The following is a 14,725-nucleotide window of genomic DNA, read 5'->3' as shown; positions in this document are numbered from 1 at the left end:
TAAGTGTGGTGATGATGGCTTGAAGGATACACCTGTTCCCATGCCGAACACAGAAGTTAAGCTTCAACACGCCAAAAGTAGTTGGGGGATCGCTCCCTGCGAGGATAGGACGTTGCCACGCTTGATGCTGACTTAGCTCAGTTGGCAGAGCACGTCATTAGTAATGATGAGGTCGGAGGTTCGAATCCTCTAGTCAGCACTATTAAAACTTACAGAGTTTATTAGTCCTTGATATATCAACGTTTTACGAAGATGTATCAAGGACTATTTTTGTTTATTTAAGAATATCATGCACACAGAAAAAGCGTGTGCATGTGAAAATTAGATAAAGTCTCTTAAACATTGATTTAATAAGGATAAAGTGACGAAAACTGTGTGCATTCCTTAAAATTGAGCAATCATATATCATTATAACTATATTTTTAGCTCAACTCTCTTAAATCATTGAAAAAATAATCTGTTTCAAATTGTTCATTTAGGAGAGCATCTATATATTTCTCCCCAGTATTAATAATATTTTTTCGAACATCTGATAATGGTATTTCTGAGTTAGTTAACGGTTCATGCTGAAACCATTCAGGACCGTGAGCTATTGATTCAAATATATCTTCATTTTCATACTTAATAATAGAAGACATTAATTCATAAACTTGTTTTCCTTGGTGGTTAGTTTCACTTAGAAAGTTTGAAAAAAGTCTTGGAAAAGTTGTATTAATAAAGTTAAAAAGTTGTTTATTAATTTTTTTAGTACCACTTTTGCTAAAGAAATTTTTATGTTCCTCTTTTAATTTATCATTTATATAGAAAAATACATATTCAGATGCATACTCTTGCTCTTCGACTAAGGTCTCAAGATCAGGTTTTTCTAATTCATTTGCAAAGTTAAATTTTGCGCTAGCTTTGGCATATGGAAGATATGTTAAACGGCATTCTTCAATTAAATTATTTTGCTTTAGCAAAGAAATTCCTGCATAAAAAATTTGTTTTAGCAAGATATCAAGATCACTATGATCTCCCCAAATTAATTCATAAGATGAATGGAAATTTAAATTAGAAACAATATCATCAGTAATACTTGCGTTGAGTAGATACGGATTTCTACTTGGGACACGCTGGTTGTTCATAATACTTGATAATAATTGAACATTACTTTCATTAGTAATATCCGATCTAGTCTTTTTTAACTGTTTTTTTCTATTGGTAACTCGTGTACTAATGTTGTTAAAAATCAATTCTACTATTTGATCTATTTTATTCATTAAATCATTATTCTCCTATTTTTTTGGTAGTAGAAAATTGCTATAAAAAAAGTTTTTTTACAAATTAACTACTACTAACGATGATGATAAACTAAGAACTGTTAAAAGAAAAGTAGCTACTTGGTTTTAACATTAATTTATTTTTAATAAAGGAGAGAAAGCAATGATTAAATTTAATAAGAATGATAAAGCAACTGCGATTCAATCGTCGATGTTAGTATTTCTTAATAGTATGGTGTTAACAATCTTTGCCTTTACTGAAACAAATGCTAGTGATGTCAAGGGAATTTTTATGGCTACGATTACTGCGACAATTCCTTTAATTATGAATGTTTATAAGGATGATAAAAAGGTAGCTATTGTAAAGCAAAACTACGACACTCTATTTAAAAAGTTAAGGTTTAGTTTATTAGGTGTTCTTGGCATTTTAATTGTAATTACGTTTGAATGGTTAATGGAACGAATCTCTCAAGGACCGTTAATAATCTATTTACCTCTTCACGCTGTAAAGTTATTTTTTTCTTATTTGGGTCTTATTGAAATGATGTCTCTTATTATTGAGCCTTGGATTTATAGTATGCTATTTTATCTTGATAAAAATATTAAGCTAAATAATTAAAAAGTACTACATATTAAGTGACAAATATCCATGTAGTACCTGTTTTATTTTAATTTTCTTCCATATTGTCAGCAATAATATCAACAGTTAATTGATGATTTTCTGGGGTATAGAATTCTTGTTTTAATTCAGAAAGTGTTGTTGTATGTTCAATCATTTTTTGCTTATAAGCTGGTGTATCATCACTATGATCTAATGTCCAATAGGTGACATTATTACCATCAATTTGGTATTGAACATCACCATCAGAACCATAGCCAACAGTTCTTCTCCCATTATCAGCCGTTGATAGTTCCATACTTGCAGTATTATTGTCAGATACATCTAAAGTATCGAAACCATTAGCTTTAGCATAGATTAGAACTGCTTCAGTTTTTTCATCAAGATCAGTTGGAGCTGCTTGTTGATTACTATTATTAGTATCAGTATTACTATCTAAGTTATATTTTTTAATGACTTTATCAATTTCATCTTTCTGATCGGCATATTTACTTGCCAATTCTTGTTTAGAATAGGTTTTAGAAGCATTTTTATCTCCCATGCCAGAACCGTCAGTATTTTCATCGTATTTAACAGTTACGTTATCATTATTGACAATAACGTTTACCGAATGACCAATAGGTAGCATACCTAATGTATATACATTACCATTCTTTTTGATTTCCATACCACCTTCATCACTGTTACTGTTATTCTCATCATTTTTCTGGGTATTAGCTAATTCAGTTGCGCTTCTTTGAACTAGCATTAAATATCCCATAATCCCGTATTCGTTATTGTTAAATCTATCAGTTTGCGGTTTTGAACTACTTGATGATGATTTACTTACTACTTTTTTAGTAACTTTAACGCTACTGCTAGATGTATTCTTGGAACTTGATGATTGATTACCACATGCAGCTAAAGATATAGTAACTAAAACTGTGCTGGCAAGAACGATACTCTTTTTCATAAAAACTCCTCCATTATCTTATAACACTATAGTTATACTTAAATAATCATAATAGGTGTAGTTAAATATAACAAGATAAAAAATAATAGCAGGTACTACATAATTACGAAAAGTGTAGTACCTGCTTCATTTAGTGGAATTATTACTCTTTGTTAAGGTTTATTAACCCTAAAACATTTTTTGAAACTTGTTCAGCTTGTTTTTCGTCCATTTCATTTAAAGCTTGCCAAAGTTTCTTTTGATAAAATCCCATTTCAGCTTCATTAGTTGAGCCATGCATTAGTTTATCCATACTTGTCTTAAGTACCTCCGCTATATGTGATAGCGTCTTAGCACTGACATTATTAGCTGTTCCAACTTCTAGTCTTGAAATGTAATTAATTGACAATCCAGTATTATTAGAAAGTTGTTCCTGAGTAATGCCAAGCTCATGACGCCTGGCTCTGATATTAGCTCCTAGATTATTCATTTTGAAGCCCTCATTTCATTGTTTATTTCTAGCATATTGAAGAAATACTAATAAAATAAGGCACTGTACTTATTGTTTATATCAACTTATACGCATATATAAATATAAGTACAAAAATAATGTAACTATAATTGTAAAAGATGTTATAATTACTCCTGTATTAAAATGCTAGTCGGAACAATTTGTGGGCACCAATGGATTTGTCTCAAAATAATGGGAATATTATTGATCAAAATATTTATGTAAGCCCTGATAATGATAAAGGCGCACGTAATCCTAATGCTGGTAAAGGAGCCGATGCGTCCTTACCCGAATACGATAATTATTTTAATACGAATTTTGATCTTGTCAACCAACAAACCGGAATGAGTGATAGTCAAAAACAAGAAATGGCTATTTTACTAATGAATATTATTAATCATGCACGTGAACAGCGTGGCCTTAAGCCATTTACCATGACTGAAGAGAAGTATAACCAAGCTCAGGTACGTGCTAGTCAGCAAAGTGCTAATGGATTGGATCACAATGAAAATGATATTGTATCAGCATTTGGACGTGACCAATATGAATGTTTAGCATATATCCCTGCTAATGGTGGAAGTAATATGCTATCAATGCTTTATAATGCTGAAAGTACTTTAAGTTCAATGCTTAACGCAGATGCAAGTTCAGATTGGGGACACCGTGAGAACTTCCTCGAAGATACTGGTGATCTAAACTATGATGCAGCATTTGGTTTCCATTATATTTATGATACTAATACTGACAGTTATTTATATGTACTAACTTTTGATTATGATGGTCCAGCTCGGAATAATACTCCAAATATGATGGATCGTATTGCTCAATACCAAGCAATGGGACCAATTACTGGTGATAGTCATGTTGTTGATAACAGTGCTAAGATTAACGATTTGAATAACCAAATTACTAATCTTCAAAACACTTTAGCTAGTCAACAATCACATTTGCGAGATTTAAATACCCAACTTCAAAATTTACAAGTACAAAAAGCTAATGTTCAATTTGACTTGAACCAATTAAATTCAGACCAACAGACTGAATATAATAATGCTAAGGATACTTTGAACACTGTAAAGGATTGGAAGCAGGGACAATTGTCTAATCTCGATAGCAACAGTAATGTTCAAGAAGCCTTGAACAAGTTAAGTTCAGCCAAGAGTAATCTTGAAAGTGTTAAGAGCACTGAGGCAGAAGATGAAACTAAATTACAACAAGCTAAAGCTGGTTTAGCAAGTTTGAACCAAGTATTAGCTACCAAGCAATCTGCACTTGATACTGCTGAACAACAAGCTAATGCTAGTGCTAATCAAGCAGTAAAGGATGCACAAAAGAAGTTAGAAACTATTAATGGTAAGATTAGTGACTTACAAAATGCTATTGAAGCTACTAAGACAACTATTAATAATGCTCAAGCTCAACTTGATAAGGATAATCAAAGGATTGCTGACATCAAGAATGGTCAAAAGCATGATACTGGTAAAGATGAAGGTAACAAGGGTACTACAACTCCAACAGATCCTGCTAAGCCAGATGATGGCAAGAAAGATGATAACCAAAGTACTACTCCAGTTGAACCATCAAAACCAAGTGATGGTGATAAGGGTAATGTAACCCCAACAGATCCAAGTAAGGATGATAACAAGGGTAGTGAAACTTCAAATCCTACTACACCATCTAATCCAACAACTCCTGCACAGCCAGATACTGGTAACGCATCAATTAGTGGACAGGCTGGGCACAAGCCTGCTACATCGGACAAGGGTAGTGAAGTATCTGATAACACAGATACTAAGCCAACAATTGTATTACCAACTACTGGTAAAGAAAATGGTTCAGCAGTTTCTGATGCACAAGGACAATACATCAACGTTGTTTCTAAGGATAGTGTTGCATCACAAGGATCGCAATCTGGTATTCAAGCTCCAACCACACCAGTAACTACTAACGTATCATTTGGTACTAAAGAAGGTACTATGATGACTCGTGAAGAATACAAGGCTCAACAAGCTAAGTTACCACAGACTAGTGATAGTAAGAATGGTAAGGCTGTTGCAGTTGCAGGATTAGGTATTCTTCCGCTACTACCTTTACTACAATGTTTGGTGTTACCAAGAAGCGTCATAACTAATTAAAAAGATTTGATTATTGCATAATGTATTTTCTCAATTCATACTAATTAAAAAAAGGCGATGGACGAAAATGTTCACCGTCTTTTTTGATTAGTGTATAATGCAAAAAAATTTTAGAGTAGATATGGTTGAGAAACATTACAAAATGTTTCATAATTAGAATAGAAAACATTAGAAATGCAGGAATTGTGTATGAATTATGTTGAAAGAGCAGATGAACTAACGCTTCTAATAACCTTTGAAAAGCAAAACCGACAAATGGTAATACCAGAAGAGTTTAGTCAAAATAAGAACACAGATATTAAATTAGCGATAGATGAACATAGGATTTTAATTAGTGGAAAGTTGAGTTTAAAAGGGCTACTAACTAAATACGAAAATTTTGTTCGTTATATTTTGAATAATAATAAAGAAACTAATTTTTTAGCATACGGTCTTGGTATTCAGGGAAAAGTAGAAGAGAAAAGACAAAATACTAAAGAAGTAAATATTGGTGATCTATTGAATGTTTTTCTTGCAATAAATGATAAGTTCTCTGATAAAGAAGCAACATTTATAAAAGATTTTGATATATCGTATACTTCAAAACTAAATGATGATGATGATTTGTTTATAGTAATAAAGTCTAGCGAAAATGCAATTTCTCTTTTTTCCGCAGTTTCTCATAACGTTGATATGTTGGGAAACGACAGTAGAGATATGAAAGAGCTTTATAAAGAAGCAAAAAAGTCATTTGAGAATTTAGTGAATAAAGAGGAGGTTGAGATTAGTGATTGCTAATAATTATACGGTTTTCAAGCCTCAAGAAATAACTCCTATTTATTATGCGCAAACGGGTAATACCAGAAAAAACTATTTTCAAAATACTGCTACTGATAATTTTTATAATATAACATTTAAATTTATATATGATGACACAAATTCTTTGGCAAATACCAGTAATTTTAAAACGTTAGCTAAAAAGATGAGTAAACATTTTAGCCCAGGATTAATTATTAATGTTAAGTTTGGAAACATAGTTGACTACTTAGAATTAAAAAACCCTCAAATTTCTGAAGAAAAGTTGTTTGACGAATTTTGGGATTTTCGTGAAAACGTGTGGTTTACTTTACCCAATGAATTAATAAAAAATCGTCATTTAACTATAGGATAATATTTATGTTTAACTGGAAAGATTACCTATGCTCTGCAAAACAACTAGCTAAAAAAACAGATGAATGTAGTAAAAGAATGGCTATTAGTCGCGCATATTATGCAGCATTTAACTATACAAAACATAAAAGGATATATGGAACAGAGTTTTCAGGCTCTAAATCGCATGAAGATATGTGGAGAGAAGCTTTTAGGGATGAATCAGAAAGCAGAATTTTTGATGATGCGTTAACATTAAAGGATTTTCGAGTGCATGTTGATTATAGATCTAGTAGCCATAATATCTCTAACGAATGTGAAAAGAGTCTAAAAATAGCTGAAAAGATAATTAATTTTGTTGATCAAGTAGATGATTAGTTTTCTACTTGTTTTCATCTAAATATTCAAAAAGGCGATGGACCAAAATGTTCACCGCTTTTTTGAATTCTAAATCTTTCTTTACAGGGGGACACTCGTATTTATGTTATAATGATAGTGGGATTTCCCACAGAAAGGGTGAGATACTAATGCAAGTTGTTCATAACTATATTGCACATACTGATAGTAAAAAAAGAATTACGTTGAGAAAATCAAAGTTTGATTATTACAAAGTACAAGAGTATGAAAATGGATATATGATATTAGCACCTAAAGTGTTAAAAAATCCAGCAGGTGTTTCAGATAAAACATTAGAAGTGATGGATAAGTCTATTGCTAACTTAGAGAAAGGAAAAGTATCTGCGCCAGTAGACTTGTCAGATTTCTAAAATGCAATTTAATATAAGAATGGGCATACCAGAGATGGAAGAGTTGTGGCAAAGGCTACAACGTAACTATCGAAATAATTCAATTAGTAAAGAAGATAAGATTTTATATAAGAAATGGGGGCAAGCATTAAAACATTTATCGATTAATCCTAAATATCCTGGGTTGGAAAGCCATGACATTGATGAATTAACTATGAAATATGGTATAAAAGTATGGCAATCATATCTGGAAAATAAAAATAGTAAAGCTAGAAGAATGTTTTGGGTTTATGGGCCAGATAAGCAAGATATTACAATTATTGGTTTAGACCCGCACCCAGAAAGCAAAAAGAATGGTGCTTATAATAGGATAGAACTTTCAGATTTACCCAAGAATTAAAATGTTTTGACTATTTTTTTATCTAACATTTCCATTACAGATAATTCATCACTTTAAGCCAAGCCAAATCCTTGTTAAATAGGACTTGGCTTTTTTCCTTTCAAATTATCTTTTTATTTCTTCAAATATTTTTAGCTAGACTATCAGCAAGGTAATTTTTTGATATAGAAATTACATTAATAATTTTGATAATGATAATTTAAGATAATAAGAAAGGACAATCTCTTTATGTTAACTAAAAACAAAAAGAATAATTTTAAAACACAAGCTATTTTAATGACACTTGGTACTCTAGCTCCTATGGCACCAGCTATGATGTCTAATGTTGGTAATATTGTTGCTCATGCAGATTCTACTGCAGTACCTGTTCCAGAACGATTGACAACACCCTCTGATGAAGATTTTCCACTATTACCATTTACTTGAACTATTAAAGTAGTTAATCAACAAAATGGGCAAACACTAAAGACTGATGATGTTACTTTTACACCATCTAAAGACTATACAATTGGTAAAGATGGTGGAACTACTGTTCATTATAAAGTTACAGATACTGCAGGTATTTTTAAGAGTGATGATTATAAAGTAGATAATGGTGACATTAACTTTAACGATATTATTACTAAAACTTCTCAAGGAACTAATGGAAGTACAAACCGTGGTAACGGACAATCTACCTCTTTAGATAATAATGATGCTTTTTCTAATTGGGCATTTGGTAATAAAAATTCTGATGGATTAACGCCATACATTCTTCCACAGTTAAATGATCCAAATACTACAAATGCTACTCAACAAGCTGAAGTTTCAGGTACTGCGGATCACAAGGTATTAACATTCTATGTTATTCCAAATACTGCTCAAACTAAAAATAAAACCAATAATAATTCAGGCAGTTATGTAGTACCTGCTACTGGTCAAGATACTGGCAACAATATAGCCACAGCTAATGGTTCTGACAGCACTACTAATACTAGTTCTAATACAAATAATGGTTCTGCTTCAAATAATAATTCAACTAATACTAACAAGACTAATAATGCAGGCAATAGTAATCAACAATCTTCACAACGAGATGCTGACACTCAACAGATTATCAACGCTATTAACCAACATACTGTAAATAGCAATGATAAATTACCAAGCGATGCTAAGCTACTTGAACAAGCACCTTCTAATACTAATGGATTTAATTCATATAGTGTTCAAGTATCAGAAAAAGGTACTAATGGTCAAATTACTTACAAACATTTAACTGTTCACTATAACCCTGCTACCAAGCAATTCTTTGTTACTGAACAAGGGCAAAATACTGCTTTAACTAAAGCACAATTGTTACAAATCTTTGGTTTACAATCAAAAGATGGCAATAATGTTGCAGGAACAAATGGTGTTGCTAATTCTGGTAATTTAGGTGGAACTACTACTGGTGGTTCAACAGGTGGATTAGCACAAACTAATGTGCAAACTAAGCAAAACGCAAGTATTCTACTTAGTGCTATTGTTGGAACTGCTGTATTAGGGTTTGGATTGACTAAAGATGGTAAACTGAAATTGTAAATTGTATTAGATTTCAAAAAACGATGGACCTTGATTAAGGTTCACCGCTTTTTTTGAAATCGATCAAATAAAAAGAATATGATACTAAACTCTGTTAAAATAAAAGACTAGAATAAACATATACTTGTTATATAATAAATGCAAGACAAGAAAGAGGTAATTATAATGTTAAAAGAAAAAATACAAGCCTTTTCAGTAGGCTTAGAAAATGAGGGACAATCTTTTATAATCCCAGTTGCAAAAGAAGACAACCAAACTTCCTTAAAAGCTTTTTTCTCTGCCTTTAACATTAAAATTAAAGACCAATTATATCACTTATTATTAATAATAGATGATGATGATAACAACGAAATATTTAAAAACTTTTACAGTTTAAATACTGAAGATTCATCTTTTATTGCTAAAAATATTATAAAAGGCATATATGGTAGTGCTGGTTATCAGTTTAGTTTTCAAACATCACTTCAGCCTGATAAAACTTATGAGGCAACGTTAACATTATTAACTAAAGATAACAAAGAACTCTCTTCTACACAAACGTTTTTTAATACTATTGGAAGGAATCAGTAATCAGAAATGAATCAACCAAATAATGATATACAACCTGCACCTCACCAATTTCTTAATGATAATACTAAAAGTCAAAACATTAACGGTGCGATTCCAGTAAATGATATAACTAGTAAAATTATTTATCTATTAGAACAATTTGGACGTCACGATGAAAAATTAAATAATATTCAGCATACTTTATATAAATTGGATGATCATTCTAAAGATTTAGACAATAAAATTGAAATTTTAGATAATAAAATAAACGATAATATTAAATCTTTGGATAATAAATTAAGCACCAATATTGACGATTTAGCAAAAGAGCTTCGTAATAGTAACAATGAAGCATCGAATAAGATAGACAATATAAATAATAATTTACAAGATAAAATTGACAAGAATTTTAAATGGACAGTTGGAACATTAATAATGCCTATAATTACAATGATTATAACTATAATCATTAATTTTGTTCTCACAAAAAATAAATAGAACTTATTATTCTTAATAAGTTCTATTTATTTTATCCATAATTTGCGAGAATCCCCCTTTCACAAACGGGGAATAAATCGCCTTTTAAAGCACAGTAGTGCTTTTTTTAGTTTTTAATAGAAACGGTATTCAAGTGAAATAACGTTAAAAACTTATATAATTGCTTTGTAAAAGAAGAAATAGTCAATCAAAATAGTCATTATTATAATTGAGTGTCACTTGTGCCAGAATTTTAATCAAACTATATATTAATAATATTGATTAAAAAATACCTATTATCTTATCAATATTTCCTTTTTCTTCTTCAAAAACTATTATTTTGAAAAGTTATACAAAAAAGTTGACATACTTGACACATATTCTTTCTAAACGTTGATATGTCAATATTTATAGCCACTTTAATGGAGGACACAATTCTTAAGCTAATTTCTACCTAAAATCCTCTTATCCCTACTTGGAGTAAGGATTATAGACGTGTCAATTATTGTGTCGCTTTTATAAGAAAAAACTGGCACTTGATAATTTCTAGCAAAATAACACAAAGTCACTATTAATTTTTCCTGGCACACATACCATTTATTTAAGCAAAATTGACACATAAGCTAACACATTTTAAGTGATTTTCAACTAGCAATTATAAAACTATTTTGAGCTATTCTTTGGATTCCATCTTGCAGATGATGGCTAATATTATGTACTAACCTTTGATTACGATGGCCCTGCACGCAACAACACTCCAAACATGATGGACCGTATTGCACAATACCAAGCAATGGGACCAATTACTGGTGATGCAAAGACTGTTGATAATAGCGCTAAGATTAATGATTTAAATAACCAAATTAGTAACTTACAAAATACTTTATCCAGTCAAACTTCTAAGCTTCAAAGTTTGCAAAGTCAACTTCAAAACTTGCAAGCACAAAAGGCTAATGTTCAATTTGACTTGAACCAATTGAGTTCAGGCCAACAAACTGAATATAATAATGCTAAGGACACCTTGAATACTGTAAATGATTGGAAACAAGGACAATTATCTAATCTTGATAGCAACAGTAATGTTCAAGACGCTTTGAACAAGTTAAGTTCAGCTAAGAACAATCTTGCAAGTGCAAAGCAAATTCAAAGTGAAGATGAAACTAAATTACAACAAGCTAAAGCTGGTTTAGCAAGTTTGAACCAAGCATTAGCTACCAAGCAATCTGCACTTGATACTGCTGAACAACAAGCTAATGCTAGTGCTAATCAAGCAGTAAAGGATGCACAAAAGAAGTTAGAAACTATTAATGGTAAGATTAGTGACTTGCAAAATACTATTGAAGCTACTAAGACAACTATTAATAATGCTCAAGCTCAACTTGATAAGGATAATCAAAGGATTGCTGACATCAAGAATAATCAAAAGCCTGCTAAGCCTGATACTGGTAAAGATGAAGGTAACAAGGGTACTACCACTCCAACAGATCCAAGCAAGGATGATAACAAGGGTAGTGAAACTACTAATTCAACTAATCCTGCTAAGCCAGATGATGGTAAGAAAGATGATAGCCAAGGAACAACTACACCATCCGAACCATCAAAGCCAAGTGATGGTGATAAGGGTAATGTAACACCATCTGATCCAAATAAGGATAGCGAAACTACCAATCCTACTACACCTACTAACCCATCAACTCCTGCGCAACCAGATACAGGTAACGCATCAATTAGTGGTCAAGCTGGTCACAAACCTGCTACATCAGATAATGGTAGTGATACAACTGATAACACTACTAAGCCAACAATTGTATTACCAACTACTGATAAGGAAAACGGTTCAGCAGTTTCTGGTGCACAAGGACAAAATACAACTATGACTCGTGAACAATACAAAGCGCAACAAGCTAAATTACCACAAACAGGTAATAATGACAGTAAAACAGTGATTGCACTAGGAGTATTAGCTGGTATGTTTGGCTTCGGATTAATTACTAAAGGCAAAAAGGAATTCTAATATAGAATAAGTACGTATTGGTTTAATACAATATATCCTTCTAAAAAACAATGGAGAGCTGATTATGTGTTCTTTCACAGCTCTCCATTGTTTTTTATAAAATTAAAATGACTAAATATTATTGCTTTCTCTTACGTGTTCAATCTAAAAATTTTTCTGAATAAAATATTTTTTTATTAGAATAAGGATGTTGAAGTGAATAACTTCAATAAATCTAATAAAAATGAGGAATAAAAATGATAAAAAATAAATTACATAACACAACCATGGTAACTATTGAGGAACTTATTAAGAATTGGGAATATTTAATTAAAGCGAGCGATAACTTAAAAAGAACAGTTACGGTTAAGAAGAGAAATAAAATAGTTGCTGTTTTGTTTACTCCTTGTACTTTTGAAAAAACAGATGCCGAAATTGAAAAATTAGAAGCAAGCCATCAAGATGACCAATTCAAAATCAAAAAATTAAGAAAAGAAAATGAAATTCTTAAAGCCCGTCTTGAATTGTTAGAAAAATTAAATGAAGCTAACAACAGTCCATTTAAATAAATAAAAAACACTTAGCGACTTGAGGTTGCTAAGCGTTTTTTTGTTGTTACTAATTTTCTTGTGCTTTACGGTTATTTTCCATTTCATGGTAGCAGAAATTGATTCCTTTAGCATAATCAATACCTGTACGTTCAAAAACATTATCAGTCAAAGGATAGCCATAATAAATACATAGGTTTTCGACCGTATCGGTGCTATCTCCTAACACTCTAAATGAATCAGCTAAATCAATAATCGTTTTATTTGCTAAGTTAATACCTTGCTTTTCTAAAAAGGAAGTTGAGCCATAGAAGGTTATAAGCGTCTCTGAGCTATCAAATATCTTTTGGATCTCTTTCCTCGACTCTTCAAATAGAGGCTCCTTAATGAGGCTCTCCGGTATGATGCCGTTGATGTTACTATCCCAGTAATCCACTTGTTTAGTATCGAATTTACGATTAAATAATACTTGGTTATTAGGATTAATAATTGTTAGGCGGATTATCTCATCTAAAGAGGCAGGACCAGTAAGATCAATCCAATAGATTAGTTCTTTATTCTTCATTTTAATCACCTCGACTGGCATTGTAACTCTGATGATTAGTGGAAAGCTGCTTCATTTTGATTTGTTTTTTAATCCTATAAAGAGTTGATTTTGACAAATGAAATTTTAATTGCGTTTCAATGTAAGTATGGGCTTGAAGATACTTATATGCTTGCCGGTATAAGGGTGTGATAATACGTTTGTTACGTCCGCCAGTATTTAAGGTAGCTTGATACTTCTTCTGTTTGATGGCTTTAGAAATGTTTTGACTACGAAGATAATCAAGATAGTTAAGGTGAGCTAATTGAGATGCAAGTATCCAATTACTAGAATCACTATCATCACTTAAATCCATATCACTAGACTCAATTATTAAGCCTTTGTCTTCAACAATATACATAAGACAGCAAAGTTCTCTAACATTACTATATAAGCACGTTAGGGTAGGAACTACTAGAACATCCCCTTCTTGTGCAATGGTATTAAGAAACTTACGAAGCTGGTATCGGTCTTTATTATTTTTTCTAAATACATCAGCAAAACAATTTTCGTGAGGAACTCCCATACTAAGAAGAATGGTAGCTTGATACTTGAAACTGTCTTCTTTGCTGATTTTATCTTTTAAGAATCCTGAAACATATCCATATTTAGTCATGGTGATTGTCGCTCCTTTTTTATTAGGTAGTGGTAATCTAATAAAAAAATTGACCAGCTTCATTTGAAGTTGGTCAATGGTGGAAGGAATAAGGCATGAAAAATAATATCAAGGGTTAATAATAAAGAGTATATCATTTTGCTACTGCTCTTAGTTAAAAGTGCAGTTTTTGGTGCAATTTTGATGAGGTAGGGTGACACTTAAGGCGATAAATTAACACCAATTCCTTAAACAAAAATTAGGCATGAATTCTTAATATTAAAATAGTGCAGGAAAATGATGCGTATTCTACACTTTTAATTGCACTATACTTAATCCTTACTGGCAGTAGGGATTAGGGTTGATTTTCTTGGCAAAATAAAGAAATTTAGTGCAACCAAGTAAAATCACTATAAACATTGTTATATCAAGGTTAAGAAGCTAAAAGTGTAAAAGTGCAATTTTCTAGAGAACTCATCTTATATTGATAAATTTTAAGAGAAAATAAAGAGTAAATAGATAATTAATAGTGTTAATGGTAGTAATTAAAGTAATATATATTGATTCTGATCGTACAATACCCCTTAGGGTTGACACTTTAAATAATAAAAGTGTGAATCCTAGGGGGTGTTTTGCATTGTAAGTTATTCAACTATTGAAAAGCTTAAATTACTTCATGATTATCAGAAAT

Annotated in this window: 18 protein-coding genes, 1 tRNA gene and 1 rRNA gene; 15 read left to right on the top strand and 5 right to left on the bottom strand. The window is 31.4% G+C overall.

The genetic code is table 11. The annotated features are described in order from the left end of the window. The first annotated feature begins 4 nt into the window (after window positions 1-4). Window positions 5-121, top strand: a 5S ribosomal RNA gene (gene rrf, locus HUK49_RS09660). A gap of 5 nt (window positions 122-126) precedes the next feature. After that, window positions 127-199, top strand: a tRNA-Thr gene (locus tag HUK49_RS09655). A 223-nt stretch (window positions 200-422) separates the two neighbouring features. Here HUK49_RS09655 and HUK49_RS09650 read toward each other — a convergent pair. Further along, window positions 423-1,259, bottom strand: coding sequence for a hypothetical protein (locus HUK49_RS09650; protein ID WP_191913577.1), 837 nt, complete (start codon window positions 1,257-1,259; stop codon window positions 423-425). Window positions 1,260-1,422: 163 nt separating this feature from the next. Between HUK49_RS09650 and HUK49_RS09645 the strand changes: the two genes are divergently transcribed. Then, window positions 1,423-1,878 carry a hypothetical protein gene (locus tag HUK49_RS09645; RefSeq protein ID WP_191913576.1) on the top strand — a complete coding sequence of 152 codons (456 nt, stop codon included), beginning with the start codon at window positions 1,423-1,425 and terminating at the stop codon, window positions 1,876-1,878. 49 nt (window positions 1,879-1,927) lie between these two features. On the opposite strand, the gene HUK49_RS09640 is transcribed toward HUK49_RS09645, so the two are convergent. Together HUK49_RS09640 and HUK49_RS09635 are read right to left on the bottom strand one after the other, a co-directional pair. Further along, complete coding sequence (locus HUK49_RS09640; RefSeq protein ID WP_191913575.1) at window positions 1,928-2,830, bottom strand: Lreu_0056 family protein; 903 nt, start codon at window positions 2,828-2,830, stop codon at window positions 1,928-1,930. 142 nt (window positions 2,831-2,972) lie between these two features. Continuing rightward, window positions 2,973-3,299, bottom strand: a complete 327-nt coding sequence (locus HUK49_RS09635; RefSeq protein ID WP_191913574.1) for a helix-turn-helix domain-containing protein — start codon at window positions 3,297-3,299, stop codon at window positions 2,973-2,975. A gap of 194 nt (window positions 3,300-3,493) precedes the next feature. Between HUK49_RS09635 and HUK49_RS09630 the strand changes: the two genes are divergently transcribed. The 12 genes from HUK49_RS09630 to HUK49_RS09575 all read left to right on the top strand — a co-directional run bounded on the left by HUK49_RS09630 (window position 3,494) and on the right by HUK49_RS09575 (window position 12,877). Then, window positions 3,494-5,455, top strand: coding sequence for an SEC10/PgrA surface exclusion domain-containing protein (locus HUK49_RS09630; protein ID WP_191913573.1), 1,962 nt, complete (start codon window positions 3,494-3,496; stop codon window positions 5,453-5,455). Between the two features lie 189 nt (window positions 5,456-5,644). Further along, window positions 5,645-6,232, top strand: coding sequence for a hypothetical protein (locus HUK49_RS09625; protein ID WP_191913572.1), 588 nt, complete (start codon window positions 5,645-5,647; stop codon window positions 6,230-6,232). Next, window positions 6,222-6,605 carry a hypothetical protein gene (locus HUK49_RS09620; protein ID WP_191913571.1) on the top strand — a complete coding sequence of 128 codons (384 nt, stop codon included), beginning with the start codon at window positions 6,222-6,224 and terminating at the stop codon, window positions 6,603-6,605. The genes HUK49_RS09625 and HUK49_RS09620 overlap by 11 nt, the downstream gene beginning before the upstream one ends. A 5-nt stretch (window positions 6,606-6,610) precedes the next feature. Beyond that, window positions 6,611-6,961 carry a HEPN domain-containing protein gene (locus tag HUK49_RS09615; protein ID WP_191913570.1) on the top strand — a complete coding sequence of 117 codons (351 nt, stop codon included), beginning with the start codon at window positions 6,611-6,613 and terminating at the stop codon, window positions 6,959-6,961. 149 nt (window positions 6,962-7,110) lie between these two features. Further along, the gene (locus tag HUK49_RS09610) at window positions 7,111-7,350 is read left to right on the top strand and encodes a hypothetical protein (protein ID WP_191913569.1); all 240 of its coding nucleotides are present in this window, start codon (window positions 7,111-7,113) and stop codon (window positions 7,348-7,350) included. A gap of 1 nt (window position 7,351) precedes the next feature. Beyond that, on the top strand, window positions 7,352-7,729 hold the full coding sequence (locus HUK49_RS09605; RefSeq protein WP_191913568.1) for a hypothetical protein: 378 nt from the start codon (window positions 7,352-7,354) through the stop codon (window positions 7,727-7,729). A gap of 228 nt (window positions 7,730-7,957) precedes the next feature. Continuing rightward, the gene (locus HUK49_RS09600; RefSeq protein ID WP_191913567.1) at window positions 7,958-8,155 is read left to right on the top strand and encodes a hypothetical protein; all 198 of its coding nucleotides are present in this window, start codon (window positions 7,958-7,960) and stop codon (window positions 8,153-8,155) included. 906 nt (window positions 8,156-9,061) lie between these two features. Next, complete coding sequence (locus HUK49_RS09595; RefSeq protein WP_191913566.1) at window positions 9,062-9,289, top strand: hypothetical protein; 228 nt, start codon at window positions 9,062-9,064, stop codon at window positions 9,287-9,289. A gap of 165 nt (window positions 9,290-9,454) precedes the next feature. After that, window positions 9,455-9,859 carry a hypothetical protein gene (locus tag HUK49_RS09590; protein ID WP_191913565.1) on the top strand — a complete coding sequence of 135 codons (405 nt, stop codon included), beginning with the start codon at window positions 9,455-9,457 and terminating at the stop codon, window positions 9,857-9,859. Between the two features lie 6 nt (window positions 9,860-9,865). Then, window positions 9,866-10,336: a hypothetical protein gene (locus HUK49_RS09585; protein ID WP_191913564.1), complete on the top strand. Its 471-nt coding sequence runs from the start codon at window positions 9,866-9,868 to the stop codon at window positions 10,334-10,336. Between the two features lie 742 nt (window positions 10,337-11,078). Beyond that, complete coding sequence (locus tag HUK49_RS09580; protein ID WP_191913563.1) at window positions 11,079-12,329, top strand: LPXTG cell wall anchor domain-containing protein; 1,251 nt, start codon at window positions 11,079-11,081, stop codon at window positions 12,327-12,329. Window positions 12,330-12,565: 236 nt separating this feature from the next. Continuing rightward, window positions 12,566-12,877: a hypothetical protein gene (locus HUK49_RS09575; protein ID WP_191913562.1), complete on the top strand. Its 312-nt coding sequence runs from the start codon at window positions 12,566-12,568 to the stop codon at window positions 12,875-12,877. A gap of 49 nt (window positions 12,878-12,926) precedes the next feature. Here the strand turns inward: HUK49_RS09575 and HUK49_RS09570 are convergent, their stop codons facing one another. Both HUK49_RS09570 and HUK49_RS09565 read right to left on the bottom strand, forming a co-directional pair. Then, window positions 12,927-13,421, bottom strand: a complete 495-nt coding sequence (locus HUK49_RS09570; protein WP_191913561.1) for a 3'-5' exonuclease family protein — start codon at window positions 13,419-13,421, stop codon at window positions 12,927-12,929. Window position 13,422: 1 nt separating this feature from the next. Then, on the bottom strand, window positions 13,423-14,055 hold the full coding sequence (locus tag HUK49_RS09565) for a recombinase family protein (protein WP_191913560.1): 633 nt from the start codon (window positions 14,053-14,055) through the stop codon (window positions 13,423-13,425). Window positions 14,056-14,725: the final 670 nt, after the last annotated feature.

Origin of the sequence: Limosilactobacillus portuensis (assembly GCF_014838735.1) — a bacterium.
Classification (GTDB): domain Bacteria; phylum Bacillota; class Bacilli; order Lactobacillales; family Lactobacillaceae; genus Limosilactobacillus; species Limosilactobacillus portuensis.
The sequence above is the reverse complement of the archived record's forward strand: the minus strand, read 5'-3'. Positions and strand labels throughout refer to the sequence as shown.

What these genes read in the sequence shown, in the direction of transcription:
- HUK49_RS09650 (WP_191913577.1), bottom strand. Translation starts at nt 1,259, where the DNA reads ATGAATAAAATAGATCAAATAGTAGAATTGATTTTTAACAACATTAGT.
- HUK49_RS09645 (WP_191913576.1), top strand. Translation starts at nt 1,423, where the DNA reads ATGATTAAATTTAATAAGAATGATAAAGCAACTGCGATTCAATCGTCG.
- HUK49_RS09640 (WP_191913575.1), bottom strand. Translation starts at nt 2,830, where the DNA reads ATGAAAAAGAGTATCGTTCTTGCCAGCACAGTTTTAGTTACTATATCT.
- HUK49_RS09635 (WP_191913574.1), bottom strand. Translation starts at nt 3,299, where the DNA reads ATGAATAATCTAGGAGCTAATATCAGAGCCAGGCGTCATGAGCTTGGC.
- HUK49_RS09630 (WP_191913573.1), top strand. Translation starts at nt 3,494, where the DNA reads ATGGATTTGTCTCAAAATAATGGGAATATTATTGATCAAAATATTTAT.
- HUK49_RS09625 (WP_191913572.1), top strand. Translation starts at nt 5,645, where the DNA reads ATGAATTATGTTGAAAGAGCAGATGAACTAACGCTTCTAATAACCTTT.
- HUK49_RS09615 (WP_191913570.1), top strand. Translation starts at nt 6,611, where the DNA reads ATGTTTAACTGGAAAGATTACCTATGCTCTGCAAAACAACTAGCTAAA.
- HUK49_RS09610 (WP_191913569.1), top strand. Translation starts at nt 7,111, where the DNA reads ATGCAAGTTGTTCATAACTATATTGCACATACTGATAGTAAAAAAAGA.
- HUK49_RS09605 (WP_191913568.1), top strand. Translation starts at nt 7,352, where the DNA reads ATGCAATTTAATATAAGAATGGGCATACCAGAGATGGAAGAGTTGTGG.
- HUK49_RS09600 (WP_191913567.1), top strand. Translation starts at nt 7,958, where the DNA reads ATGTTAACTAAAAACAAAAAGAATAATTTTAAAACACAAGCTATTTTA.
- HUK49_RS09590 (WP_191913565.1), top strand. Translation starts at nt 9,455, where the DNA reads ATGTTAAAAGAAAAAATACAAGCCTTTTCAGTAGGCTTAGAAAATGAG.
- HUK49_RS09585 (WP_191913564.1), top strand. Translation starts at nt 9,866, where the DNA reads ATGAATCAACCAAATAATGATATACAACCTGCACCTCACCAATTTCTT.
- HUK49_RS09580 (WP_191913563.1), top strand. Translation starts at nt 11,079, where the DNA reads ATGATGGACCGTATTGCACAATACCAAGCAATGGGACCAATTACTGGT.
- HUK49_RS09575 (WP_191913562.1), top strand. Translation starts at nt 12,566, where the DNA reads ATGATAAAAAATAAATTACATAACACAACCATGGTAACTATTGAGGAA.
- HUK49_RS09570 (WP_191913561.1), bottom strand. Translation starts at nt 13,421, where the DNA reads ATGAAGAATAAAGAACTAATCTATTGGATTGATCTTACTGGTCCTGCC.
- HUK49_RS09565 (WP_191913560.1), bottom strand. Translation starts at nt 14,055, where the DNA reads ATGACTAAATATGGATATGTTTCAGGATTCTTAAAAGATAAAATCAGC.